The organism is Sinomonas cellulolyticus (assembly GCF_014656475.1).
In the GTDB taxonomy this organism is placed as follows: Bacteria; Actinomycetota; Actinomycetes; order Actinomycetales; family Micrococcaceae; genus Sinomonas; species Sinomonas cellulolyticus.
The window spans coordinates 1-23,702 of sequence record NZ_BNCM01000009.1 but is presented as its reverse complement, the minus strand read 5'-3'; the positions used below and the strand labels follow the sequence as shown (position 1 = coordinate 23,702).

20 protein-coding genes are annotated in these 23,702 nt (G+C 70.4%); 13 read left to right on the top strand and 7 right to left on the bottom strand.

Annotation, left to right across the window (positions count from 1 at the left end; all coding sequences use genetic code 11):
• Positions 1 to 128: 128 nt before the first annotated feature.
• Both IE231_RS12080 and IE231_RS12075 read right to left on the bottom strand, forming a co-directional pair.
• Positions 129 to 923, bottom strand: coding sequence for a creatininase (locus IE231_RS12080; RefSeq protein ID WP_189694225.1), 795 nt, complete (start codon positions 921 to 923; stop codon positions 129 to 131).
• A 102-nt stretch (positions 924 to 1,025) separates the two neighbouring features.
• On the bottom strand, positions 1,026 to 2,615 hold the full coding sequence (locus IE231_RS12075; RefSeq protein WP_189694224.1) for a purine-cytosine permease family protein: 1,590 nt from the start codon (positions 2,613 to 2,615) through the stop codon (positions 1,026 to 1,028).
• Positions 2,616 to 2,759: 144 nt separating this feature from the next.
• Here IE231_RS12075 and IE231_RS12070 point away from each other — a divergent pair, with 144 nt between their 5' ends.
• Together IE231_RS12070 and IE231_RS12065 are read left to right on the top strand one after the other, a co-directional pair.
• Entirely contained in the window at positions 2,760 to 4,289 is a 1,530-nt protein-coding gene (locus tag IE231_RS12070; protein ID WP_189694223.1) for a PucR family transcriptional regulator, read from the top strand.
• Between the two features lie 58 nt (positions 4,290 to 4,347).
• Positions 4,348 to 4,812, top strand: a complete 465-nt coding sequence (locus IE231_RS12065) for a DUF2087 domain-containing protein (protein ID WP_189694222.1) — start codon at positions 4,348 to 4,350, stop codon at positions 4,810 to 4,812.
• A 104-nt stretch (positions 4,813 to 4,916) separates the two neighbouring features.
• On the opposite strand, the gene IE231_RS12060 is transcribed toward IE231_RS12065, so the two are convergent.
• Positions 4,917 to 5,579 (bottom strand): GntR family transcriptional regulator, encoded by a 663-nt coding sequence (locus tag IE231_RS12060; RefSeq protein WP_229866799.1) that lies wholly within the window; start codon positions 5,577 to 5,579, stop codon positions 4,917 to 4,919.
• 122 nt (positions 5,580 to 5,701) lie between these two features.
• Here IE231_RS12060 and glyA point away from each other — a divergent pair, with 122 nt between their 5' ends.
• From glyA to purU, 6 genes are read left to right on the top strand one after another with little or no spacing between them, the layout of a single operon-like run.
• The gene (glyA, locus tag IE231_RS12055; RefSeq protein WP_201896888.1) at positions 5,702 to 7,030 is read left to right on the top strand and encodes a serine hydroxymethyltransferase; all 1,329 of its coding nucleotides are present in this window, start codon (positions 5,702 to 5,704) and stop codon (positions 7,028 to 7,030) included.
• Positions 7,030 to 8,247, top strand: a complete 1,218-nt coding sequence (locus IE231_RS12050) for a sarcosine oxidase subunit beta family protein (RefSeq protein WP_189694221.1) — start codon at positions 7,030 to 7,032, stop codon at positions 8,245 to 8,247. The genes glyA and IE231_RS12050 overlap by 1 nt, the downstream gene beginning before the upstream one ends.
• Before the next feature lie 35 nt (positions 8,248 to 8,282).
• A complete protein-coding gene (locus IE231_RS12045) occupies positions 8,283 to 8,594 on the top strand; it encodes a sarcosine oxidase subunit delta (protein ID WP_189694220.1) in 312 nt (103 codons plus the stop codon).
• Positions 8,591 to 11,560 carry an FAD-dependent oxidoreductase gene (locus IE231_RS12040; RefSeq protein ID WP_189694219.1) on the top strand — a complete coding sequence of 990 codons (2,970 nt, stop codon included), beginning with the start codon at positions 8,591 to 8,593 and terminating at the stop codon, positions 11,558 to 11,560. Before IE231_RS12045 ends, IE231_RS12040 begins: the two co-directional genes overlap by 4 nt.
• Positions 11,553 to 12,257 (top strand): sarcosine oxidase subunit gamma, encoded by a 705-nt coding sequence (locus IE231_RS12035; protein WP_189694218.1) that lies wholly within the window; start codon positions 11,553 to 11,555, stop codon positions 12,255 to 12,257. The genes IE231_RS12040 and IE231_RS12035 overlap by 8 nt, the downstream gene beginning before the upstream one ends.
• 4 nt (positions 12,258 to 12,261) lie before the next feature.
• Complete coding sequence (gene purU / locus IE231_RS12030) at positions 12,262 to 13,185, top strand: formyltetrahydrofolate deformylase (RefSeq protein WP_189694217.1); 924 nt, start codon at positions 12,262 to 12,264, stop codon at positions 13,183 to 13,185.
• Between the two features lie 85 nt (positions 13,186 to 13,270).
• Here purU and IE231_RS12025 read toward each other — a convergent pair whose 3' ends face one another.
• The 4 genes from IE231_RS12025 to IE231_RS12010 all read right to left on the bottom strand — a co-directional run bounded on the left by IE231_RS12025 (position 13,271) and on the right by IE231_RS12010 (position 17,457).
• The gene (locus tag IE231_RS12025) at positions 13,271 to 14,194 is read right to left on the bottom strand and encodes a DMT family transporter (protein ID WP_189694216.1); all 924 of its coding nucleotides are present in this window, start codon (positions 14,192 to 14,194) and stop codon (positions 13,271 to 13,273) included.
• The gene (locus IE231_RS12020) at positions 14,191 to 14,943 is read right to left on the bottom strand and encodes a flavodoxin family protein (protein ID WP_189694215.1); all 753 of its coding nucleotides are present in this window, start codon (positions 14,941 to 14,943) and stop codon (positions 14,191 to 14,193) included. Before IE231_RS12020 ends, IE231_RS12025 begins: the two co-directional genes overlap by 4 nt.
• Positions 14,944 to 15,030: 87 nt before the next feature.
• Positions 15,031 to 16,353 (bottom strand): MFS transporter, encoded by a 1,323-nt coding sequence (locus IE231_RS12015; protein ID WP_189694214.1) that lies wholly within the window; start codon positions 16,351 to 16,353, stop codon positions 15,031 to 15,033.
• An 81-nt stretch (positions 16,354 to 16,434) separates the two neighbouring features.
• A complete protein-coding gene (locus tag IE231_RS12010; RefSeq protein WP_189694213.1) occupies positions 16,435 to 17,457 on the bottom strand; it encodes a LacI family DNA-binding transcriptional regulator in 1,023 nt (340 codons plus the stop codon).
• 141 nt (positions 17,458 to 17,598) lie between these two features.
• Between IE231_RS12010 and IE231_RS12005 the strand changes: the two genes are divergently transcribed.
• From IE231_RS12005 to iolD, 5 genes are all read left to right on the top strand, one after another.
• Positions 17,599 to 19,053 (top strand): sugar porter family MFS transporter, encoded by a 1,455-nt coding sequence (locus tag IE231_RS12005; protein WP_189694212.1) that lies wholly within the window; start codon positions 17,599 to 17,601, stop codon positions 19,051 to 19,053.
• Between the two features lie 103 nt (positions 19,054 to 19,156).
• Positions 19,157 to 19,588 carry a tautomerase family protein gene (locus IE231_RS12000; protein ID WP_189694211.1) on the top strand — a complete coding sequence of 144 codons (432 nt, stop codon included), beginning with the start codon at positions 19,157 to 19,159 and terminating at the stop codon, positions 19,586 to 19,588.
• Positions 19,589 to 19,599: 11 nt separating this feature from the next.
• Positions 19,600 to 20,589, top strand: a complete 990-nt coding sequence (gene iolC, locus IE231_RS11995) for a 5-dehydro-2-deoxygluconokinase (protein WP_189694210.1) — start codon at positions 19,600 to 19,602, stop codon at positions 20,587 to 20,589.
• Positions 20,586 to 21,569 (top strand): Cgl0159 family (beta/alpha)8-fold protein, encoded by a 984-nt coding sequence (locus tag IE231_RS11990; protein ID WP_189694209.1) that lies wholly within the window; start codon positions 20,586 to 20,588, stop codon positions 21,567 to 21,569. The genes iolC and IE231_RS11990 overlap by 4 nt, the downstream gene beginning before the upstream one ends.
• Positions 21,570 to 21,583: 14 nt before the next feature.
• On the top strand, positions 21,584 to 23,521 hold the full coding sequence (iolD, locus tag IE231_RS11985; protein WP_189694317.1) for a 3D-(3,5/4)-trihydroxycyclohexane-1,2-dione acylhydrolase (decyclizing): 1,938 nt from the start codon (positions 21,584 to 21,586) through the stop codon (positions 23,519 to 23,521).
• Positions 23,522 to 23,702 lie beyond the last annotated feature (181 nt).

Below are 23,702 nucleotides of genomic sequence, written 5' to 3'. Positions count from 1 at the left end.
GTGTAGGCGTGGGGTGAAGTGAAGTTCTGAAGACCAGTTGCGTTCATTGCAACTTGGTTGTTCTCAATCTAGCTGTGGCGGCCGTCACGGTCAAGTAAGGCGCATCGACGTTGCGTTCAATGCAACGACTACGAGCGTGCGCTGGCCGCGAGCGATGCACCGAGTTCGGCGCCGACCTCAGCCGCCAGGGCGGAGGATGTCCGCTCGAGCAGGAGCTCGCCGGCCTCCCGTGAGGCAGCGGCCGCAGAAGAGAGGCACCCGGACTCGGGGGTGAGCTCGGCGCGGACCGGCAGCACGTCGTACCGTGGCAGCTGCGCGGCGGGGAGGTCCATGACGCGGTCGAGGCGGACCAGGTCCGGATGCAGGTGCAGCATGAGGGATGTCTCGAGGACACCCCCGTGCTCGACATCCCAGCCCGGGAACGCCCCCTGGTAGATCGTCTCGATCGTCTCCTCGTCCACGAAGTCCCAGTACGAGAGCAGGACCGCGGACAGCTCCTGTCCCCGCACCGAGAGCTCGGACGTGGCCTGCTCGACGCCCTCGTAGAGGAACTGGTAGTTCTCGAAGTGGCCGTTGAGGAACACGAGCCGGCGCGCGCCGTGGCGTGCGAACTCGAGCGTGAGCGTCTTCGCGATCGAGATGAGGGTGGTTCCGTCCAGGCTCGTGGTGCCGCCCAGGTGGTTTCCGCCTCCCGAACGCTGCTGCGACTTGTACCCGTACACGATCGGCGCGGCGACCAGCCCGCCGATCGCCTCCGCGAGGCGGGCGCTCATGGTCTTGGACAGGATCACGTCGGTGTTGAGCGGAAGGTGCGGCCCGTGCTGCTCGATGGATCCGACTGGGATGATGATCGGTGCCCCGTCCGCGATGGCCTCGCGGTAGGTGAACGCGTCGATCTCCTCCATGAAGACGCTGGTGCGCATGGTTTTCCTCCTTTGGGGACATGCGGCAGGGGACGGCGGCGGGCCGTGGCCCGCCGCCGACTGCGGGATGGGACGGCCCGAGGGGCCGTGCTTGTCTGAGTGCTAGGAGGCGGTGGTGGTGCTCGCCGGGGAGGCGGGCACACGCTCGGGTGAGGCGACGTGCGACGCCGCGTGCTCGCCGTCGTGCGCCGACGCGTCGCCGTGGGACTCGAGGTACTCCTGGTCGCTCACGCCGCCCATGATCCCCAGCGGCACGCCGTGGTGGATGCGGTTCTTGAACCGCGGGTAGCCGAGGGCGAAGTAGAGGCCGGCCGAGGTCGCCGTGCCGGCGAGCCACGAGAGGTCCACGCCGCCCATGGCCGTGGCGATCGGACCCTGGAACATTGGCGCGCCGCCGTACATGAACAGCCACGTCATGACCAGGCCTGCGAAGAACGCGATCAGCGCGACCGGGTTGACCGCCTTGAGGCGGGTGTCCTTCGGGCTCAGGAAGAGGTAGTCGAACTTCTTGTGGTGGCGCTCGAAGACGAAGTAGTGGACAGCCATGATGCCGCCCCACGTCGAGACCCACGCGGCGATGGCCACGACCCAGCCGTCCAGGAGCGTCGCGAAGTCCTCGGCGAAGAGGAACAGGATCACGGCGCACATCGAGAAGATGCCCACGATGATCGAGATCTTCTTGCGGGAGATCCGGATGTCCAGGGCCTGGGTGGCCACGCCGAACGTGTACAGGTTGATGATGTTCGTGGCGATCGGGCCGTGGATCACGAGCAGGATGACCGGGATGGCCATGACGCCGAAGCTCTTGACGATCAGCTCGCCCGGATCCGCCGTGCCGTTCATCGTGGCGAGGCTCGCACCGAGGAGGCCCAGCCAGATGACGGGCAGGAACTGGCCGAGGACGGAGGTGAAGTACAGCTTCTTCTTGGGAATGCTCTTGGAGACGAAGCGCGAGTAGTCGGGAGCGTACGTGAACCAGCCGATGCCCCAGCCGATGCCGATCGCGGTCATGATGCCGGACATCGCGGCGATGCGCTCGCCGCCCTCGAGCACGTTGCCGGTCGGGCCGGCGTAGCTCCAGTCGATGGGCAGCTGGGTCCAGGCGATGATCGACATCGCGACGAGCACGAGCAGGGTCGGCGGCATGGTGATTCGCTCGAACTTGGCGATCGCGCCGTAGCCGCGGTAGCAGATGGCGACCTGGACGCCCATGATCACGGCCGCAACCCCGATCTTCCAGCCCAAGTTCATCTGGGTCGGGTCGACCCAGCCGATCATGCCGAAGAGGGCCATGACCAGGTCGAGGATGACCCATGTGTTCACCGCGGACCAGCCCACGGCGACGATCGCCTGGATCGCTGCGGGGATGTAGGCCCCGCGCCGTCCGAAGGCGCCGCGGGCGAGGAGCATGCCGGTCGCGCCGGTCTTCTGGCCCAGGAGGACGAAGAAGCCGAAGCCGAACATGCCGATGATGTTGCCGAGGATGAGGACCGTCATGGTGTCGGCGAGGCCGAGGCCCATGTTGATGCCCAGGGCGCCGAGGATCCAGTTGATGGGGGCAACGTTGGCCCCAGCCCAGATCCAGAACTGCCCTGAGACTTTGGTGGTGCGAGCTGACTCGGGGACGGGCTGCAGCACGTCTTCGACGACGTGGGTGGCGTCCTCAGTCTTGCTCTGAGTGCGAAGGCTCATGTGAGACTACTTTCTCGTGAATATCGCTGGGGGAGCGAGTAGCCGGCTTCCTCAAGCGTAGGTGTGCGGCGGATCACCTCCTAGACTCGTTGTGTCGCCTGGTCGGGACTTCCGAGGCGACAATGTGTCGCTTGGAGGTGGCCTGTGTCTCTGCCCTTGCGCGAGGTCCTCGACAGTGGGGTCCTCGCAGTTGGCGCCCCCGTCGTGGTAGGGGGGGCCGCACGCGTCGCCGACGCGAGGGTCCGTTGGGTCCATTCGAGCGAGGTCCTCGAGATCGCGCCGCTCCTCTCCGGGGGAGAGCTCCTGCTCACCGGCGGCGCAGCTCTGCTGGCACTCAAGCCGGCCGCGCAGGCCGAGTACGTGTGGAGCCTCGCCTCCCGGCGGGTCGCGGCGCTCGCCGTGGAGACGGCAGGGTCCGGGCGGCACCTGCCCACCGAACTGGTCGGCGCCGCGGATGAGGCAGGCCTGCCCCTGATCGAGCTGCGCCAGGTCGTGCCGTTCGTCGAGGTGGCGGAAGCCGTGAACCGGCGGATCGTCTCGGCGCAGGTCGACGCCCTGCAGACCGCCGACAGCCTCTCCCAGGCCCTGACCGAGCGCATCGCCACCTCCGGGGCGCTGCTCAGTCCCCTCGTCAGCCTCATCGCCGAGACCCTCGGTGTCCACGCGCGGGTGGTGGATACCCGTGGCGTGCTCCTGGCCTCCGCAGGCCCCGAGCCTGCCGACGGCGAGCGTGGGCCCGACGCCGAGCTGAGCGTGGGCGGGATCGGCGCGGCGCGCCTCGAGCTGGTCGGCGGCCCCACCGCCGACGCCGAGCTGCTCGAGACCGTTCTGGCGCGTGTGCGCAGCATCGTGGCCCTCGCCCTCGCCCAGCAGCACCGGCCGAGCCTCGCGCGGCTCGCCGAGGACGAGCTCCTGCGCCTCATCGGCGCAGGGGGCGGAGGCGACAGGCTGATCGAACTGTGCCAGGCGGCGGGGATCCCGGCGAATCAGCCCATCGTGATGGCCGCGGTGCGCCGGCCGGCGGACGGGGCGGGGGACATCGAGCAGCGGGCGCGCACGGCCCTGCCCGGGGCCCTGCTGATCGTGGACGGATCCTGGGTGGACATCCTCATGCCGCTCCCGGCGCCGAGCGGCCACGCGGAGCGGGAGCGGACCCTCGACGTCCTGCGCGCCGCCGTGGGCAAGGCCGGGCTCACGGGAGCGCTCGGGCCGACGGCGCCCACCATCCGGCAGGCCGCCTACTCTCTGGCGGAGGCGAAGGTCACCTGGCGGCTGGGCCGGTCCTCGAAGTGGACCGACGCGGTCCATGACGCCGCCGACTTCCTCGTGGAGCGCACAGCAGAGAGGTCCCTCTCCCGCGGTGCCGTGGACTCGATCGTCGAGGAGGTCCTCGGTGAGCTCATCCAGCTCGACCGGCGCCACGGCGGCGAACTGGTGCGCACCCTCGACGTGTGGATCACCACAGGATGCAACGCCACCGATGCCGCGCAGGTGCTGTTCCTCGAGCGGCAGTCCCTCCACAAGCGGCTCAGGCGCATCTTCGCGGCGATCGGCGGCGACCCGCGCGGGCGGGGGAAGCTCGGGACGCTCGCGTTCGCGGTCAAGCTCGTGCGCGGCAATGCCCAGCTGCGCGACGACCCGCGCCCCGAGCCGGCACGGGATCAGGTGCCCTGACGCCGAAGCTGCGGCTGGGACGCCCGCCGCTGGGACGCCCGCGTGTGAGAGTAGTGGCATGCAGCAGCAGCTCATCCAGTTCCTCGCCGCACTCGCCAACGGCCGCACGCGCGGGCGGTTCGCCGCCCTCGCGGCGGCCGGACCGGCCGGCGTCGCACCGGCGGGTGGCGACGATGCGCTCCTGATCGCCGCCGGCGTCGTCCAGGTCCTGGACGATGGGCGGGTTCGCATCTGCGAGCCCGGGATCCGCGCGCTCCTCGGACACGCCCGCGAGGGCATCCCTGCGAAGCCGCAGGGCAAGGTCGATCTCCTCCCGCGGCAGCACACGCGCCGGCTCGAGGTGCTGCGCGGCGTCGCCGACCGCATCCTCGGTGCAGACGAGCGCATCCCGGAGCGTGAGCTCAACGCGCGTCTGGAGGAGCACGTGATGGACATCCCCGGGGTGCGCCGGGCGCTCATCGACGAGGGCATCCTCGAGCGGGAGGCCGACGGGAGCGCGTACTGGCGGGCCGGGGAGGGGTAGTCCCGAACGCGAGCAGGGGCCGCCCTCCTCGGACGGCCCCTGCTGACGATGAGGGTCATGCAGCCGGTGGCTGGGGCGCGGTTCCCGCGTCTGCCGGGGGCGGCTCAGAGGGCCTTGCGGATCGTCGCCTCGAAGCTCGTGACGTGCTCGAGCGCCATCCGGCCCGCGGCCTCGCTGTCGCCGTCGGCAATCGCGCGGAGCAGGTCGGCGTGCTCCTGGACGTGTCCGGCCACCGAGGACACCTTGTCCAGGACGAGGCACCAGATCCGGGTGGCCAGGTTGTCGTACCGGATGAGCGCATCGGTGAGGTGCGGGTTGCCGGCGGCGGCGTAGATGAGCCGGTGCACGGTGATGTCGTAGCGCATGAGCTCGCGCTGGTCGAGGGGCTCGGTGAGCGACTCGATCGTGTCCGCGGTCTCGCGCAGCTGCGCGCGCATGGCCGGTGACGCGTCCCGGGCGGCGCGGCGGGCGGCGAGGGGCTCGAGCTGCTCGCGGATCTCGGAGACGTCGGCGAGCTCCGTGATGTCCACGGCCGTGGCGAACGTTCCGCGCCGGGGGTAGGACACCACGAGGTGGTCCACTTCGAGCCGCTTGAGCGCCTCCCGTACCGGCGTCCGGCCCACGCCGAGCTCGGCGGCCAGGGCGGTGTCGTTGATCGGGGCGCCCGGCTTGATCTCGAGCATGATGAGCCGGTCGCGCAGCGTCAGGTAGGCCTGCTCGGCCAGCGAGACGCCTGACGGCGCGCCTTCCACGGTTGCAATCGTCACCGTGCACCTCCTTTCCCCAGGGCCGCTTGACTCCCTGTGATGTGAACCATACTATCGGTGGCAGAACTAATATATCAGTTGATGATTAGTCAGATACCAATCTCGTTCCAGACCAAGGAGGCATGATGGAGAACCTTCTCGATCTCCCGCTCGCGAGCGCGGATCCCGAGGTTGCCGCAGCCATCGCGGCCGAGCTAGAGCGCCAGCAGGACACCCTCGAGATGATCGCGAGCGAGAACTTCGCACCGACCGCGGTCATGGAGGCCCAGGGCTCGGTGCTGACCAACAAATACGCCGAGGGCTACCCGGGCAAGCGGTACTACGGCGGCTGCGAGAACGTCGACGTCATCGAGCAGCTGGCCATCGACAGGGCAAAGGCGCTCTTCGGTGCGGAGTACGCGAACGTCCAGCCGCACTCCGGTGCCCAGGCGAATGCGGCCGCGATGCACGCCCTCATCACCCCGGGCGACACGATCATGGGCCTCGACCTGGCCCACGGCGGTCACCTCACGCACGGGATGAAGATCAACTTCTCCGGCAAGCTCTACAAGGTGGTCCCCTACCAGGTGTCCGAGAAGGACCACCGGATCGACATGGCGGAGGTGGAGCGGCTCGCCGACGAGCACCGGCCCCAGCTCATGATCGCCGGCTGGTCCGCGTACTCGCGCCAGCTCGACTTCGCGGAGTTCCGCCGGATCGCGGACAAGGTCGGCGCGTTCCTGCTCGTGGACATGAGCCACTTCGCTGGCCTCGTGGCCGCAGGCCTCCACCCGAACCCGGTGCCCCACGCCCACGTCACGACCACCACGACGCACAAGACGCTCGGCGGTCCGCGCGGAGGCATCATCCTCACGAACGACCCGGCCCTGGCCAAGAAGGTCAACTCGGCCGTGTTCCCCGGCCAGCAGGGCGGCCCCCTCGAGCACGTGATCGCAGGCAAGGCCGTCGCCTTCCGGTTCGCGGCGACCGAGGACTTCAAGGACCGCCAGCACCGCACGCTCGAGGGCGCACGGATCCTGGCCGAGCGCCTCCTGCAGCCCGACCTCGCGGAGGCGGGGATCGGCGTCGTCAACGGCGGCACGGACGTGCACCTCGTCCTCGTGGACCTGCGCAACTCGGAGCTCGACGGCCAGCAGGGCGAGGACCGCCTGCACCGGATCGGCATCACCGTGAACCGCAATGCCGTCCCGTTCGACCCGCGGCCGCCGATGGTCTCCTCGGGCCTGCGCATCGGCACGCCGGCCCTCGCCACCCGCGGCTTCGGCGCCGAAGAGTTCCTCGAGGTGGCAGACATCATCGCTGCCGCGCTCAAGCCCGAGTTCGACGACGAGCTGGCCGCCTCGCTGCGCAGCCGCGTCGCCGTCCTCGCCGACAAGCACCCCCTCTACCCGCACCTGACCCCAGGCCAGAACGACCTGGCCTGGGTCCATACCGAGAACGGAGCCCAGTGATGGCGGATCTGCTGCCCGAACACCCGGACTTCCTCTGGCACAACCCGGACCCGAAGCCCTCGTACGACGCTGTGATCGTCGGCGGCGGCGGGCACGGCCTCGCCACGGCCTACTACCTGGCGAAGAACCACGGGATGACCAACATCGCGGTCCTCGAGCGCGGCTGGCTTGCCGGCGGCAACATGGCGCGCAACACGACGATCATCCGCTCGAACTACCTCTGGGACGAGTCGGCCGCGATCTACGAGCACTCGCTCAAGCTCTGGGAACAGCTCCCCGAGGAGCTCGAGTACGACTTCCTGTTCAGCCAGCGCGGCGTCATGAACCTCGCGCACACGCTCCAGGACGTGCGCGAGTCCGTGCGCCGAGTGGGCGCGAACAAGCTCAACGGCGTGGACGCCGAGTGGCTCGACGCGGACCAGGTCAAGGAGCTCTGCCCGATCATCAACGTCAGCGAGGACATCCGCTACCCGGTCCTCGGTGCGACCTACCAGCCCCGCGCCGGCATCGCGAAGCACGACCACGTGGCGTGGGCCTTCGCCCGCAAGGCGGACGAGCTCGGCGTCGACATCATCCAGAACTGCGAAGTCACGGGCTTCGTCAAGGACGGCAACCGCGTGGTGGGCGTGCAGACCAACCGCGGCACGATCGCCACCGGCAAGGTGGCGCTGTGCGCCGCCGGCCACTCGAGCGTGCTGGCCAAGCTCGCCGGATTCGACCTCCCAATCCAGTCCCACCCCCTCCAGGCGCTCGTCTCCGAGCTCCACGAGAAGGTCCACCCCACGGTGGTCATGTCCAACCACGTCCACGTGTACGTCTCCCAGGCGCACAAGGGCGAGCTGGTCATGGGCGCAGGCATCGACTCCTACAACGGGTACGGCCAGCGCGGCGCCTTCCACGTCATCGAGGAGCAGATGGCCGCGGCCGTGGAGCTCTTCCCGATCTTCTCCCGGGCGCACCTCCTGCGCACGTGGGGCGGCATCGTCGACGTCACGCTCGACGCGTCCCCGGTGGTCGGCAAGGCCCCCGTCGAGGGCATGTACGTCAACTGCGGCTGGGGCACCGGCGGCTTCAAGGGCACCCCGGGCGCCGGCTGGACCATGGCGCACACGATCGCCAATGACGAGCCCCACGCCCTCAACGCACCGTTCGCCCTCGAGCGCTTCGAGACCGGCGCCCTCATCGACGAGCACGGCGCCGCCGCCGTGGCGCACTGAGCCCAGGCTCAGACAGACCAGAAAGGAGCCAGAGCATGCTTCTCATCACCTGCCCGAACTGCGGGCCCCGCGACGAGACCGAGTTCCACTACGGCGGCCAGGCGCACGTGGCCTACCCCGAGAACCCCGCCGAGCTGTCGGACAAGGAGTGGTCCCGCTACCTCTTCTACCGTGAGAACCCCAAGGGCAGCTTCGCCGAGCGCTGGGTCCACACCGGTGGATGCCGCAAGTGGTTCAACGCGGTCCGCGACACCGTGACCTACGAGTTCAAGTCCGTCTACACCGGCGCAGCCCCCGCGGCGTCAGCCGCAGCAGCGCCCGCGTCCACGAATGGAGGCCAGAAGTGACCAGCCAGAGCCACCGTCTCCCGGCCGAGCATCCCGTCGGCGGGCGGACCACCGAGCGGATCGACCGCAGCACCCCGCTGACCTTCACCGTGGACGGCACGGAGTACACAGGCTTCGCAGGCGACACGGTCGCCTCGGCCCTCCTCGCCAACGGCGTGGTCGAGACCGGCCCGTCCATGTACCTGCGCCGGCCCCGCGGCATCCTCGCCGCCGGCGTCGAGGAGCCCAACGCACTGCTGACCGTCAAGGACCGCGGCGCCGGCGGCGTCAACGAGACGATGCTGCCCGCCACGGTCGTCGAGCTCACGGACGGGCTGGACGCCACGTACCTCTCCGGCCTCGGCACGCTCGATCCCCGCCAGGACACCGCCGTCTACGACAAGAAGCACGTGCACACCGATGTGCTCGTGATCGGCGCAGGCCCCGCAGGCCTCTCCGCGGCCCGCGAGGCCGCCGCCACGGGCGCCCGCGTGATCCTCATCGACGACCAGCCGGAGGTGGGCGGCTCGCTGCTCTCCGCACCCGGTGAGACGGTCGACGGCGTGCCCGCTCCTGAGTGGATCGCGGCGGCTGCCGCTGAGCTCGCCGCCGCCGAGGATGTCACGGTCCTGACGCGCACCAACGCGTTCGGCTCGTACGACTCGAACTACGTGGTGGCACTCGAGTCCCGCACGGACCACCTGGGCACGGCCAAGGCCCGCGAGCTGGACGCCCAGGGCGTCTCGCGCCAGCGCCTCTGGCACATCCGTGCCGGCCAGGTGGTCCTTGCGACCGGCGCCCACGAGCGTCCCATCGTGTTCGCGGACAACGACCGCCCGGGCATCATGCTGGCTTCCGCGGCCCGCACGTACCTCAACCGGTACGGCGTCAGGCCGGGCTCCTCCGCGGTCGTCTTCACCACGAACGACTCCGCGTACGCCACCGCCGCCGACCTCGTCGCTGCCGGGGTGCCCGTCGCGGCCGTGGTCGACGCCCGCCCCGAGAAGACTCCCGTGGCCAGCGCCGCGGAGGCCGCAGGGATCCGCGTGATCCCCGGCTCCGTGGTGAGCAGCACGGAAGGCTCCGAGAGCGGACGGGTGAGCGGCGTCGTCGTGCGCGGCCTGGACGCCGCCGGGAAGCTGACCGGCGAGGGCGAGCGCCTCGCGGCCGACCTCCTGGCCGTCTCGGGCGGCTGGAGCCCACTCGTCCACCTGTTCAGCCAGCGGCAGGGCAAGCTGCGCTGGGACGACGACCTGGCCGGCTTCGTGCCCGCGAGCACCGTCACCGCCCAGCAGGTGGTCGGCGCAGCCCGCGGCTCGTACGGCACGGGCGACGCGGTCTCCGAGGGAGCCCACGCCGGCGCCGTCGCAGCATTCAACGCGGGCTTCGTGACCGAGGCCGGAGAGCACGCCACCGCGGTCTCCGCCTACCCCGCCGCGGCCTCCGCCCCGACGCGCCAGGTCTGGCTCGTCCCGGGCGAGACCGGCGGGCCCGCCGACTGGGACACCCACTTCGTGGACTTCCAGCGCGACCAGACGGTCAAGGACGTGCTCCGTGCGACCGGAGCCGGCATGCGCTCCGTGGAGCACGTCAAGCGCTACACCTCGATCTCCACCGCGAACGACCAGGGCAAGACCTCCGGCGTGAACGCGATCGGCGTGATCGCCGCGGCGCTGAAGGGCCAGGCCGACAGCAGCGCCCCCGGCATCGGCGAGATCGGCACGACGACGTTCCGCGCCCCGTACGCGCCCGTCGCCTTCGCCGCGATGGCCGGCCGCAAGCGCGGGGAGCTGTTCGACCCCGAGCGGATCACGTCCATCCACCCGTGGCACGTCGAGCACGGCGCGAAGTTCGAGTTCGTGGGCCAGTGGCTGCGCCCCTGGTACTTCCCCCAGGGCGAGGAGACCATGGACGAGGCCGTGCTGCGCGAGTGCGCCGCCGTGCGCGAGTCCGTGGGCTTCATGGACGCGACGACCCTCGGCAAGATCGAGATCTGGGGTGCGGACGCAGGCGAGTTCCTCAACCGGATCTACACGAACGCCTTCAAGAAGCTCGCCCCGGGCATGGGCCGCTACGGCGTCATGTGCGGCCCCGACGGGATGATCTTCGACGACGGCGTGACCCTGCGCATCGATCAGGACCGCTACTTCATGACCACCACGACCGGCGGCGCCGCCAAGGTGCTCGACTGGCTCGAGGAGTGGCACCAGACGGAGTGGCCCGAGCTCGACGCGAACTTCACGTCCGTGACCGAGCAGTGGACCACGGTGGCGGTGGTCGGGCCCAAGTCCCGCGCCGTCATCGCGAAGGTCGCCCCCGAGCTGGACGTGGACAACGACGCGTTCCCGTTCATGGCCTGGCGTGAGACGACCCTCGCCTCCGGCATCCCCGCCCGCGTGTGCCGCATCTCGTTCTCCGGCGAGCTCGCCTACGAGATCAACGTGGCCACATGGTACGGGCTGCAGGTGTGGGAGGACGTCGCCGAGGCCGGCGCGGAGTTCGACATCACCCCGTACGGCACGGAGACGATGCACGTGCTGCGCGCCGAGAAGGGCTACCCGATCGTGGGCCAGGACACCGACGGCACCGTGACCCCGCAGGACGCGGGCATGGAGTGGATCGTGTCCAAGGCCAAGGACTTCGTGGGCAAGCGCTCCTACTCCCGTGAGGACACCGCGCGCGGTGACCGCAAGCACCTCATCTCCCTGGTCCCGGTGGACCCGTCCTTCCGCCTCCCGGAGGGCACGCAGATCATCGAGCAGGGACTTTCCGCGGACTCCTCCCAGGGCCCCGTGCCCATGCAGGGATTCGTCACGTCGAGCTACCACTCGGCGGCGCTGGGACGCTCGTTCGCCCTGGCCCTCATCAAGAACGGCCGCAACCGGATCGGCGAGACCCTCACCGCCGTCGCCGGGGACCGGCTCGTGGACGTCACGGTCGGTGAGACCGTCCTGTTTGATCCTGAAGGGAAGCGCCGTGATGGCTGAGACAACTGTTGTGACCCCCGCCAACTCCCCGCTCGCGGGCCCGGGGGCTCCGGCCCTGCGCCGCAGCCCCGCCGCACAGCTCGCGGAGGCCTTCGCCTCGGCGTCGGCTGCGGTGGCCGCCGACCCCCAGCGCGCGGTTGCCGTGCGCGAGGTCCCGTTCGTGACCCAGCTCGGCCTCCGGGCGGTGCCGGGCTCGGCAGGTGCCGCCGCCATCGAATCAGCCCTCGGCGTCTCCCTCCCCACCGGGCACGGGAGCACGACGGCGGGCGGCGGCTACACGGTGCTGTGGATCGGACCCGATGAGTTCCTGGCCGTCGGCGACGACGACTCCGCGGCCGAGGACCGCGGCCAGGCCGAGGCCTCCCGGGTGGGTGCGGCGCTCGGCGAGGTCGGGGCGCGCACGCCGGGCGCCGTCGTCGACCTCTCCGCGAACCGCACGACGTTCGAGCTGACCGGCCCGAGCGCCCTGCCGGTGCTCGAGAAGGGCGTCTCGTTCGACCTGCACCCGCGGCACTTCGCCGTGGGCCAGGCCATCGCGACGGTCCTGGACCACGTGCCCGTGCTCGTGTGGAAGACTGGCGAGCAGGCCTACCGGATCCTGCCGCGGGCCTCCTTCGCGGACCACGTGGGCCGGTGGCTCATCGACGCCATGCGCGAGTTCGCCGTTCGTGAGCCCTCAGGGCTGGGCGTACGGTAAGAGCATGACCACCCAGCAAGACGAGTATGTCCTGACGCTCGACTGCGCAGAGGGACCCGGGATCGTGTACGCGGTCTCCGGGTTCCTCGCGGAGCGCGGCTGCGACATCATCGACATCAAGCAGTTCGGGGACCGCCGCGCAGGCCACTTCTACATGAGGGTGCACTTCGAGGGTTCCGCCGGCAGCGCCGCCACGGACACGGCCGGGACAGCCGCTCCCACCGAGTCCGGAGCGGACTCGGACGGGGATCGTCTCCGGAGGCTCCGCGAGGAGTTCGCGGGCGTCGCGGAGAAGTTCGGGATGACCTGGAAGCTCCGGCCGGCGGCGGAGAAGACCCGTGTGCTCCTCATGGTCTCCAAGTTCGGCCACTGCCTCAACGACCTGCTCTTCCGGGAGCGCATCGGCGAGCTGCCGATCGAGGTCGTCGCGGTCGTCTCGAACTGGGAGGACCAGCGCAGCCTCGTCGAGTGGCACGGGATCCCGTACCACCACATCCCCGTCACCAAGGAGACGAAGCCCGAGGCGGAGGCCAAGCTGCTCTCGCTCGTGGACTCCTACGACGTGGAGCTCGTGGTCCTGGCCCGCTACATGCAGGTGCTCTCGGACGCGCTCGCCACGAAGATGGCGGGACGGGTGATCAACATCCACCACTCGTTCCTGCCGTCCTTCAAGGGCGCGAAGCCGTACCACCAGGCGTGGGATCGCGGCGTCAAGACCGTCGGCGCCACCGCGCACTACGTCAACGCCGAGCTCGACGAGGGGCCGATCATCGCCCAGCAGGTCATCGAGGTGGATCACACCCACTCGCCCGAGGACCTCGTGGCGGTGGGCCGGGACGCCGAGACCAAGGCACTCTCCAACGCGGTGCGCTGGCACTGCGAGGGGCGTGTGATCCTCAACGGCAACCGCACCGTGGTGCTGCGGTAGCGATGCTCTAGCGCCATCTCCTGAGGGCCATCCTCTGGGAGTCACGTTCTGCAGGCCACGTCGTGTGGCCTTGGGAGCCTGACTCTCAGGGGGTGGCCTTCAGCCGTTGGTTGCGCCTCTTCGGGGCATGCAGGGCGGCGTAGGCGCCTGCGGCCACGAGGAGACCGCCGGCCACCAGTGACGGTGTGAGCGGCTCGGCGTCGAGCAGGGCCGAGAGGAGCACAGACGGAATCGGCAGCAGGAGGAACTGGTAGGACGTCGCGGACGCGCTCCAGCGCCTGATCACGAACAGGAATGCGGCGAAGAGGATGATCGTGGAGACGATGAGGAACCCGACCGCCGCGACCGTCTCCACCCGGGTTGGCACCGCCCAGTGCTCGCCGGTGAGCAGCGAGGTGAGCGCGAGGAGCGCAGCGCCCACCGCCATCCCGATCGCGTTGAGCGCCGGACCAGGCGCCGGCGGGAAGACCTTCACCACCACCGCGCCGGCGGCGATCGACACAGCGGCCGCGACCATGGCGCCGATGCCGAGGAGCGAGAAGCTGAGGGCCTCGCCGGTGCCGAGGCCGCTCACGACGCCGATGCCCAGGACCGCGACGACCGTGCCCGCGAGACGGCGCCAGCTGAACGATTCGAGGCCCAACGCGGCCGTCAGGAGGATCGTGGCCAGGGGCGCGGCGGCGAGGATGACCTGGGCAATGCCCGCATGGATGGTGCGGAGCCCCTCGTAGATGAACCCGTAGGCGAGCGCAAAGTTGAGCACGCCGTAGAGGACGGCCCCGACGAGCTGCCGGCCCCGCGGCCACGGAGTGCGCCCGGCCGCGACGATCCCCGCGAACACGAGCGCCGCGACCGCGAAACGGCCCGCCGCACCATAGAGCGGGTCGATTTCCCGGTTGCTGATGCGGATTGCCACAGCGTTGCCGCCCGCGACGATCACCGCGGCACTGAAGACGAGGGCAGTCTGGACGCGCTGCGAGCCGGTCGCGCCCGTCCGGGCCGCGCTCATCGGTACTCGGGATTGGGGTGGTCCTGATTCGAGAGGTCCCAGTTGGCCACGACGTTCCCGTGCGCGGGGATGCCGCCTGCGTCCTTGATGCGCCGCGCCGTGTGGAGCATGTTCCACGCCGCGAACACGGCGTTCCGGGTGGTCCAGTGGTTCTGGGCGCCCCGATTGTCGTCGAGATAGGACGGGCCGGGGCCCGCCTCGCCGTTCCAGTAGGCGTCCGCCTGGGGCGGGATCGTGAAGCCGATGTGGCTGAGCGCGTACAGCAGCTGGGCGGCGCAGTGCTTCCCGCCGTCCTCGTTGCCGGTGACGATCACCCCGCCGACCTTGCCGTAGTACGCCCACTGGCCGCGCTCGTTGGCCTCGCCCGAGTAGCCGTACAGCCGCTCGACGACCTTCCGTGTGACCGAGGACTGGTCGCCCAGCCACGTCGGGGTCGCGAGGACCACGATGTCCGCCGGTTCGATGTGCGAGCGGTAGAGGTCCGGGAAGGCGTCGGTCTCCCACCCGTGCTCCCGCATGTCGGGGTACACGCCCGGCGGGATGTCGTGGTCCACCGCGCGGATCTCGTCGACCCGAGCGCCGACCCCCTCGATGACATGCCGGCTCACCGCGATGAGGCCGTCCGTGTGGCTCTGCTCGGGGCTGCGCTTGAGCGTGCCGTTGACGTAGACGGCGCGCAGGTCCGAGAAGTCGGCGGTGCTCGCCGCGATCTCCGCGTCGATGAACGCCTGGACTGATTCCGGCAGCATGGGCCGGCTCCTTCCGTACAGGGTCCCTCCCAGCCACGATGCTAGGCGCGCCGGGCGCGCGAGGGGAGGGGCGGCGTCGTGCGCGGCTCAGCTACGCTGCCGCGAGGGCCCGTGCGAGCGGATCGCGAGGAAGCCCGTGAAGGCCATCAGCACGAGCGCGCCGAGCACCAGCGCGAGCGGCGCCGCCCAGTTCCCGGCCGCGTCATGCAGGCCGCCGATCACGATCGGACCGGTGGAGGCGATGGCGTAGCCGACCGACTGGATGAGCGCCGTCATGCGCCGGTTCTCCGCTAGTGAGCGTGCCCGGTTGATCACCACCGTGAAGACGACGGTGAAGGTCCCGCCCTGGGCAATGCCGCCCAGCACCGCCCACGCGATCCACGCGCCGGGCGCCAGGAGGAGGCCCGCCGGGAGCACCACCCAGCACACCGAGACGAGCGCGAAGAGCTTCATGGGCCCCCACCCGAACAGGTGGATGAGTGCGGGGATCAGGAGCGGGCCGGCGATCGCGAAGACCTGCAGAAGACTGGCGCCGAGCCCGGCCTCCGATGGCGTCATGCCCTGGGTGTCGACGAGGTAGGTGGGCAGCCACAGTGTCATGGCGTAGTAGCCCACGTTGTGCAGCGCGAACGTGGCAGTGAACAGCCACATCATGCGCCGGTTCGCAGGGCTGACGGTGTTCCCACGGCTGACCCCGGCCGGTGTGCCGCGGGCCGGCGCGAGGAGGGGGAGCGCGCCGGTCTCCGTGCCGGGCTGCGCTTGGGCCGCCGTCAGCTCCGCCCGACGCCGCGCTGCCGCCCTGGCCGAACGCCCGGGGAAGTCGGCATCGGACCAGCGCGGACCGTCCTTGGCCGGGGGGAAGACGAACAGCCAGGCCCCTGCCGCGATCGCCGTCAGGCCGAGCCAGGACGCGAGCGAGGCCTGCCAGCCGATCGCCCCGGCGAGCGGGGCGGCCAGGGCCGAGGCGAGGGTCGTGCCCACATTCACGGCGGCGGTCGTCACGCCCGTCATGAGCGCAGCGCGCAGCGGGAAGTCGCGGCCCACGAGGAGGGGAGTGGCCACGTTCACGATCGTCATCGCCACGCCGATGACCACCGTGCCGACGAGGGCGCCCGGGGCGCCGCCGTAGGAGCGGACCAGGACTCCCGCGGCGAGGCCTCCGAAGAAGTACAGGACGGCGTGATTGATGCCGATCCGCCCCGTGAGCCACGCCGCGGCGGGCGTGACGAGCCCGAAGCACAGCACCGGGATCGACGCGAGGAGGCCCACCACTGCCGAGCCGAGCCCCGTGCTGGCCTGGATGTCGTTGAGGACGGGCCCGAGCTGGACGATCGGCGCCCGGGAGTTGAGGGACATCAGGCCGACGGCGAGGAGGGCCAGGGCCGCAGTGCGGCTGATGCGGCGGGGCACGGGGATCCTTGAGGGCGGGTGAGTGGGAAGGGAGAAAGGGCGGAAGCCCTCCCACCCTCTCACGGGTCCCGCTGTATGACGTCAGACGACGGGTGGCGGCGCCGTCGAGCCGCGCACCACGAGGCGCGCCTCGAGGCGCCGGTCCACGACGGGCCCACCGGGATCGGCGAGCCGGGCGAGCGCTGCGGCCCCGGCCTCGCGCCCGAGCTCGCGGGCGTGCAGGTCCATGGACGTGAGGTCGATCCCCCTCAGCCGGGCGATGCGCGAGTCGTCGTAGCCCACGAGCGAGAGGTCGGCGGGAACCGTCAGCCCGGCCTTGCCGGCGGCCTCGCGGATTCCGAGGGCGATCTCGTCGTTGTGCGCGAACACCGCCGTGGGGCGGTCCGCGCCGGAGAGCAGTGCGGCGGCCGCGGACTCCCCGGCCACCTGGGTGTAGTCCTCGGCGAAGACGATACGGGGGCTGAGCCCCGCCCGCCGCATGGCCTGCTCGTAGCCGCGCCACCGCCCCTCGTGGCCCTCGTGCAGCGGCCCGCTCACGTGCGCAACGCGCACATGCCCGAGCGAGAGCAGGTGCTCGGTGGCCGCGAGTGCCCCGGCGTGATCGTCCGAGTAGACGCTGTCCACGCCCTCGACGCGCCGCGCGAGGCTCACGAGCGGGACGCTCGCCGCAAGCCGCCGGACCTCGTCGTCGCTGTCCAGGAGCGTCGCTGCGATGACGATCCCGACGCGGGCCTCGATGAGCGAGTCGACCGCTCCGTCGTCCACGTCGCCCAAAGTCTCGGCGATGCTGAGGATGAGCCGGCTCGGCGCGCCGCGCAGCGCCTCCCGGACGCCGGCGAACATGTCGGCGTACGCCTCGTTGCGGATGTCGAGCAGGTAGAGCCCGACTGCGGAGGCCGCCTTCCGCGCGAGGTCGGCGGCGGCCGCGTTGTGCCGATAGCCGAGCCGCCGGGCGGCGTCCAGGATGGCCTGCCGCGTCTCGGCACTCACACCGGGGGCGCCCCGGAACGCGAAGGAGACCAGAGTCCGCGAGACGCCGACGGCTCGCGCCACGTCCTCTTGCGTGACCGGCCGGGGCCGGCCGTTGGCGGCAGTGCTCTTCACTCCTTCATCGTTGCACGGGGTGACCGGACGACCTTTTGTCCGTTTGACCTTACATTTCGGACTTTCGCGCGTTAGTCTAGTTGAGACGCGGATCACAGGATCCGTGCAGACCTCACCACTCGGCCTGACAAAGGAGTCTCGATGGCAACGGCATCAGCACACGGCGGGCGCGCTGGCAGCGTAGTCCAGCTCCCGCCCCTAACCAACGGCCCCCACCGCAGGCGGCTCGGACTCGTGGCACTCGTCGCCACGTTCGGTGGCCTCCTCTTCGGCTACGACACCGGCGTCATTAATGGCGCCCTGACCCCGATGTCCGCGGAGCTCGGGCTCACACCGTTCACCGAGGGCGTCGTCACCGCCTCCCTCGTCTTCGCGGCTGCGATCGGCGCGATCCTCGGCGGCCGACTCTCCGACGTCTGGGGGCGCCGCAAGACGATCATCCTGCTCGCCGTCCTGTTCTTCGCTGGAACGCTCGCGGTCGTGCTGACCCCGACCTTCGAGGTGCTCGTGGTCGGACGTGTCCTCCTCGGCCTCGCCGTGGGCGGTGCGTCCACCGTGGTGCCGGTCTTCCTTGCCGAGCTCGCCCCCTATGAGATCCGCGGCTCTATCGCGGGCCGCAACGAGCTCGCCATCGTCGTGGGCCAGCTCGCGGCCTTCGTGGTCAACGCGATCATCGGCAACCTCTTCGGCCATCTCGACGGGGTCTGGCGCATCATGTTCGCCATCTGCGCGCTGCCCGCAGTGGCGCTGTTCTTCGGGATGCTGCGGATGCCGGAGTCGCCGCGCTGGCTCGTGGAGAAGGGCCGCCGCCAGGAGGCCCTTGCCGTCCTCGAGACCGTGCGGTCCAAGGACCGCGCGGCCGCCGAGCTCGCGGACGTTGAGAACGTTGCCCGCGAGGAGCAGGAGAGCCACCAGATCGGCTGGCGCGCCATCTTCTCCAACAGGAACCTCCTGCGCATCCTGCTGGTCGCAATCGGCCTCGGCGTAGCCCAGCAGCTCACGGGCATCAACTCGATCATGTACTACGGGCAGACCGTGCTGACCGAGTCCGGCTTCAGCAGGGACGGCGCCCTCATTGCCAACGTGGCCCCCGGCGTGATCGCCGTGGTCGGCGGCCTCATCGCCCTGAAGATGATGGACCGGCTCGATCGTCGCACCACGTTCATCATCGGCCTCTCCCTCACCACCGCGTGCCATGTGCTCATCGGCATCGCCTCGATGGCGCTGCCCGCCGGCAACCCCGCCCGCCCGTTCGTGATCCTGTTCCTCGTTGTGGCGTTCGTCGGCTCGATGCAGACCTTCCTCAATGTGGCGGTCTGGGTCTACCTTTCCGAGATCTTCCCGCTGCATATGCGGGGCTTCGGCATCGGCGTCGCGGTGTTCGCCCTCTGGGTGGTCAACGGCTTCCTCTCGCTGTACTTCCCGTCAATGGTGGCTGCGATGGGCATCACCGGCACGTTCTTCCTCTTCGCCGGGGTCGGCGCCCTCGCGCTGCTCTTCGTCGTCACCCAAGTGCCGGAGAGCCGGGGTCGCACCCTCGAGGCGCTCGAGGAGGACGTCACCACGGGCGCCATTTACCTCGTCAAGCAGCGGTGATCTCTCCCGAAATTTGTTAGGACAAACTGTGGTCCTGACGGCAGAAATGCGATAGCGTTACTTTGTCCTTACAAATAAACTCCGACACGCAGAAGGAATCACCATGCCCCTCGTCCGCATCGACGTCAACGCCGGCCGGACCCCCGCCGAGATCGCGCGGCTCAGCCAGGCCGTGCATGATGCGATTCTCGCGGAGTACCGCATTCCCGAGCGCGACTACTTCCACATTGTGACCGAGCACGCACCGGGCCAGATCGTGGCCCAGGACGCGGGCCTCGGGTTCGATCGGACGGGCGGCGTGGCCATGATCCAGATCTTCACCCAGGCTGGGCGCTCGCAGGAGGCGAAGGAGCGGCTCTACGCGGCCGTTGCCGGGAACCTCGCGCACGCGGGCGTGGCCGGCGAGGACGTCTTCATCGGCTATGTCGAGAACGGCGCGGGGGATTGGTCCTTCGGCTTCGGCCGGGCGCAGTACATGACCGGTGAGCTCGCCGTGCCGGCGGGCGGAGCCACGGCCGCAACTCCAGGCGCATAGGAAGGCGCACCATGACCTACGACCTCCTCACGATGGGGCGCATCAGCGTCGACATCTATCCCAACGACATCGGCGTCGGCCTCGCGGACGTGGAGAGCTTCGGGAAGTACCTCGGCGGCTCGCCGTCGAACGTCGCGGTCGCGGGCGCCCGCCATGGGCGCGCGACGGCGGTCATCACCCGCACGGGCGACGACCCGTTCGGGACGTACCTGCGCCGCGAGCTGGCTAAGTTCGGGGTCGACGACCGGTTCGTGACCCCGGTCGCGGGCCTGCAGACCCCGGCCACGTTCTGCGCGATCATTCCCGCCACTCACGAGTTCCCGCTCTACTTCTACGGGCGGTTCCCCACGGCTCCGGACCTGCAGATCCGGGCCGAGGAACTCGACCTCGAGGCGATCAGGGACGCGCGGATCTTCTGGTCCACGGTGACGGGCCTGTGCCAGGAGCCGTCCCGTTCGGCGCACATCACAGCCCACGGGGCTCGCCCGCGGGCCGAGCTTGCAGGGGGCCAGTTCACTGTCCTCGACCTCGACTACCGGCCCATGTTCTGGGAGTCCGAGGACGCGGCCCGCGAGCAGATCGCCAAGGTCCTGCCGCACGTCACCGTGGCGATCGGCAACGACGAGGAGTGCGCGGTCGCGGTCGGGCGCGGCACCCCGGACGAGCAGGCGGACCGCCTCCTCGCCGCGGGCGTGGAGATCGCCGTGGTCAAGCTCGGCCCCGCGGGGGTCATGGCGAAGACCCGCACCGAGCGCGTGGTCTCCGCCCCCGTCCCCGTCGAGACGCTCAACGGCCTCGGGGCCGGCGACTCGTTCGGCGGCGCGTTCTGCCACGGCCTCCTGGCCGGATGGCCGCTGGCCGAGGTGCTCGACTACGCGAACGCCGCGGGCGCCATTGTCGCCTCGCGGCTCTCGTGCGCCGACGCGATGCCGACGCCGGCCGAGGTCACCTCGCTGCTGGCCGAGCGCGGTAGGCTCGTCCCCGAGGCGGTGGCCCGATGACCGCTGCGGCCGCGACCAGGGCGGGCGGCGGCGCGCCGTTGAGGGACGCGCACGACGATGACCCGCGTCGCTACGAGCGCCTCACGAAGATCCGCCTCGAGGACCCGAAGGCGGTGGCCCGGGCTGCCGCCGAGCGCCGGCACCACCCCGGGGTGGTGCTGGGCAGGCAGAACTTCATCGTGGCCGCCGACCATCCCGCCCGGGGCGCGCTCGCGGCGCAGGGCCGGCCGGACGCGATGGCGGACCGGCGCGAGCTGCTCGACCGGCTCCAGATCGCGCTCGCGAACCCCGCCGTCGATGGCGTGCTGGCGAGCCCGGACATCATGGACGACCTGCTCCTCCTCGGCGCGCTCGAGGGCAAGCTCGTCTTCGGCTCGATGAACCGCGGCGGCCTCGCGGGGCTCGTGAACGAGTTCGACGACCGCTTCACCGGCCACACGGCCGAGGCGCTCGCGGCCCTCGGTGCGGACGGCGGCAAGATGCTCACCCGCATCGCGCTCGACGACCCCGCCACGGCGGGCATCCTCGAGAGCACCGCACGGGCGATCGACTCGCTCGCCGCCCTCGGGCTCATCGCGATGGTCGAGCCCTTCCTCTCGGGCTGGGTCGGCGGAAAGGTCGTCAACGACCTCTCCCCGGAGGCGGTCATCAAGTCCATCGGCATCGCGGGGGGCCTCGGCTCCACGAGCGCGTACACGTGGATGAAGCTGCCCGTGGTCGAGGACATGGAGCGCGTCATGGCCGCCACGACCATGCCGACCGTGCTGCTCGGCGGGGACCCCGCCGGCCACCAGGACGAGGTCTTCGCCTCGTGGGGCCGCGCGCTCGCGCTGCCCGGGGTGCAGGGCCTCACCGTGGGCCGCACCCTGCTCTACCCGGCCGACGGCGACGTGGCCGGTGCCGTCGCGACCGCGGCCTCGCTGCTGCGCACCGAAGAGATCCAGCCCGCCGAGGGCACGACCCAGGAGGCCGAGAAGTGAGCACAACCCGCAGGATGACGGTCGCCCAGGCGCTCGTGGAGTTCCTCGGCCGCCAGTACACGGTCGACAACGTGGGCGGCCCCGGCGGCGGGGCGTACCGCGAGCGGCTCATCCCGGGGATGTTCGGCATCTTCGGCCACGGCAATGTCGCCGGCGTCGGCCAGGCCCTGAAGCAGTGGCAGGTCGCCGACCCCACGCTCATGCCGTACTACCAGGGCCGCAACGAGCAGGCCCAGTCGCACCAGGCCGTCGGCTACGCCCGCCACACGCGTCGCCGCCAGACCTTCGCGGTCTCGACGTCGATCGGCCCGGGCTCGTCCAACCTGCTTACCGGCGCGGCGCTCGCCACGGCCAATCGGCTTCCGGTCCTGCTCCTGCCGAGCGACACGTTCGCGACCCGTGCCGCGGACCCGGTCCTGCAGCAGCTCGAGCAGCCGCACGGCTACGACATCACGGTCAACGACGCGTTCCGGCCGCTCTCGAAGTACTTCGACCGGGTCAACCGGCCCGAGCAGCTCTTCTCGGCGCTCCTGAACGGCCTGCGGGTCCTCACGGACCCGGCGGAGACCGGCGCCGTGACGATCGCGCTGCCGCAGGACGTCCAGGCCGAGGTGTTCGACGTGCCCGGGGAGTTCCTTGCCGAGCGCGAGTGGCGCATCCGCCGCCCCGGGCCCGAAGCCGAGGACATCGCCGAGGCGGCCCGCCGCATCCGCGCCGCGAAGCGCCCCGTCATCATCGCCGGCGGCGGCGTGCTCTACGCATTCGCCACGGACCAGCTGCGTACCTTCGCGGAGGCCACGGGCATTCCCGTCGGCTGGACCCAGGCCGGCGTCGGCTCCCTCGCGTGGGACCACCCCCAGGCCCTTGGCGCGGTCGGCTCCACCGGCACGACGGCGGCGAACGCCCTCGTGCGCGACGCCGACCTCGTGATCGGCATCGGCACGCGCTACGAGGACTTCACCACGGCCTCCCGCACGGCGTTCCAGAACCCGGGCGTGCAGTTCGTGAACATCAACGTCGCCCCCATCGACGCCTACAAGCACGGCACCTCGCTGCCGATCGTCGCCGACGCCCGCAAGGCCCTCACCGCGCTCACGACGGCGCTCGGCGGCTACCACGTCGGGGCGGACCTCGAGCGCACGGTCGCCGACGAGAAGGCCCGCTGGGACGACACGGTGGACGCCGCGTTCGCCGAGGACCACCAGCCGCTCGTGTCCCAGAACGCGATTATCGGCGCGGTCAACCGGGCGATGGACCCGCGCGACGTCGTCATCTGCGCCGCCGGCTCCCTCCCCGGCGACCTGCACAAGATGTGGCGCGTCCGCGACCCGTTCGGCTACCACGTCGAGTACGCCTTCTCCTGCATGGGCTACGAGATCCCCGGCGGCCTCGGGGTCAAGCGCGCGGCCTTCGACGCCGCGGCACGCGGCGAGGAGAACAGGGACGTCGTCGTCATGGTCGGCGACGGCTCCTACCTCATGATGCACACCGAGCTCGTCACCGCCGTTGCTGAGGGCATCAAGCTCATCACGGTGCTCATCCAGAACCACGGCTACGCCTCGATCGGCGCCCTGTCCGAGCAGCTGGGCTCGCAGCGCTTCGGCACCAAGTACCGCACCCTGGACCGGACGCACCACACGTTCGATGACGGCGAGAAGCTCCCGATCGACCTCGCCGCCAACGCTGAGAGCCTCGGCGTGACCATGTACCGGATCGAGCCGGGGCCGAACGCGATCGCCGACCTTGAGGCCGCCATCGGGAAGGCCAAGGCCGCCCCCGAGGGCAGCGGCCCGATCGTGATCCACATCGAGTCCGACCCGCTGATCGACGCCCCGAGCTCCGAGTCGTGGTGGGACGTGCCCGTCTCCGGCGCCTCCGAGCTCGAGTCCACCAGGGCCGCCTTCGCCACCTACAGCGACCACAAGTCCCGTCAGCGACCCCTCATCGGCTGACCAGAGATCCCACAGAGGTCCGTCAGCGACCCCTCAACGACTGAGAAGTACCAACAGGAGCAGAGAACCAATGACTGTCAAGACCATTCCGCATTACCTCAACGGCGAGGAGTCCAACGGCGTCGGGGAGCGGACGCAGCCGGTGTTCAATCCGGCCACCGGCGAGCAGACGGGCGAGCTG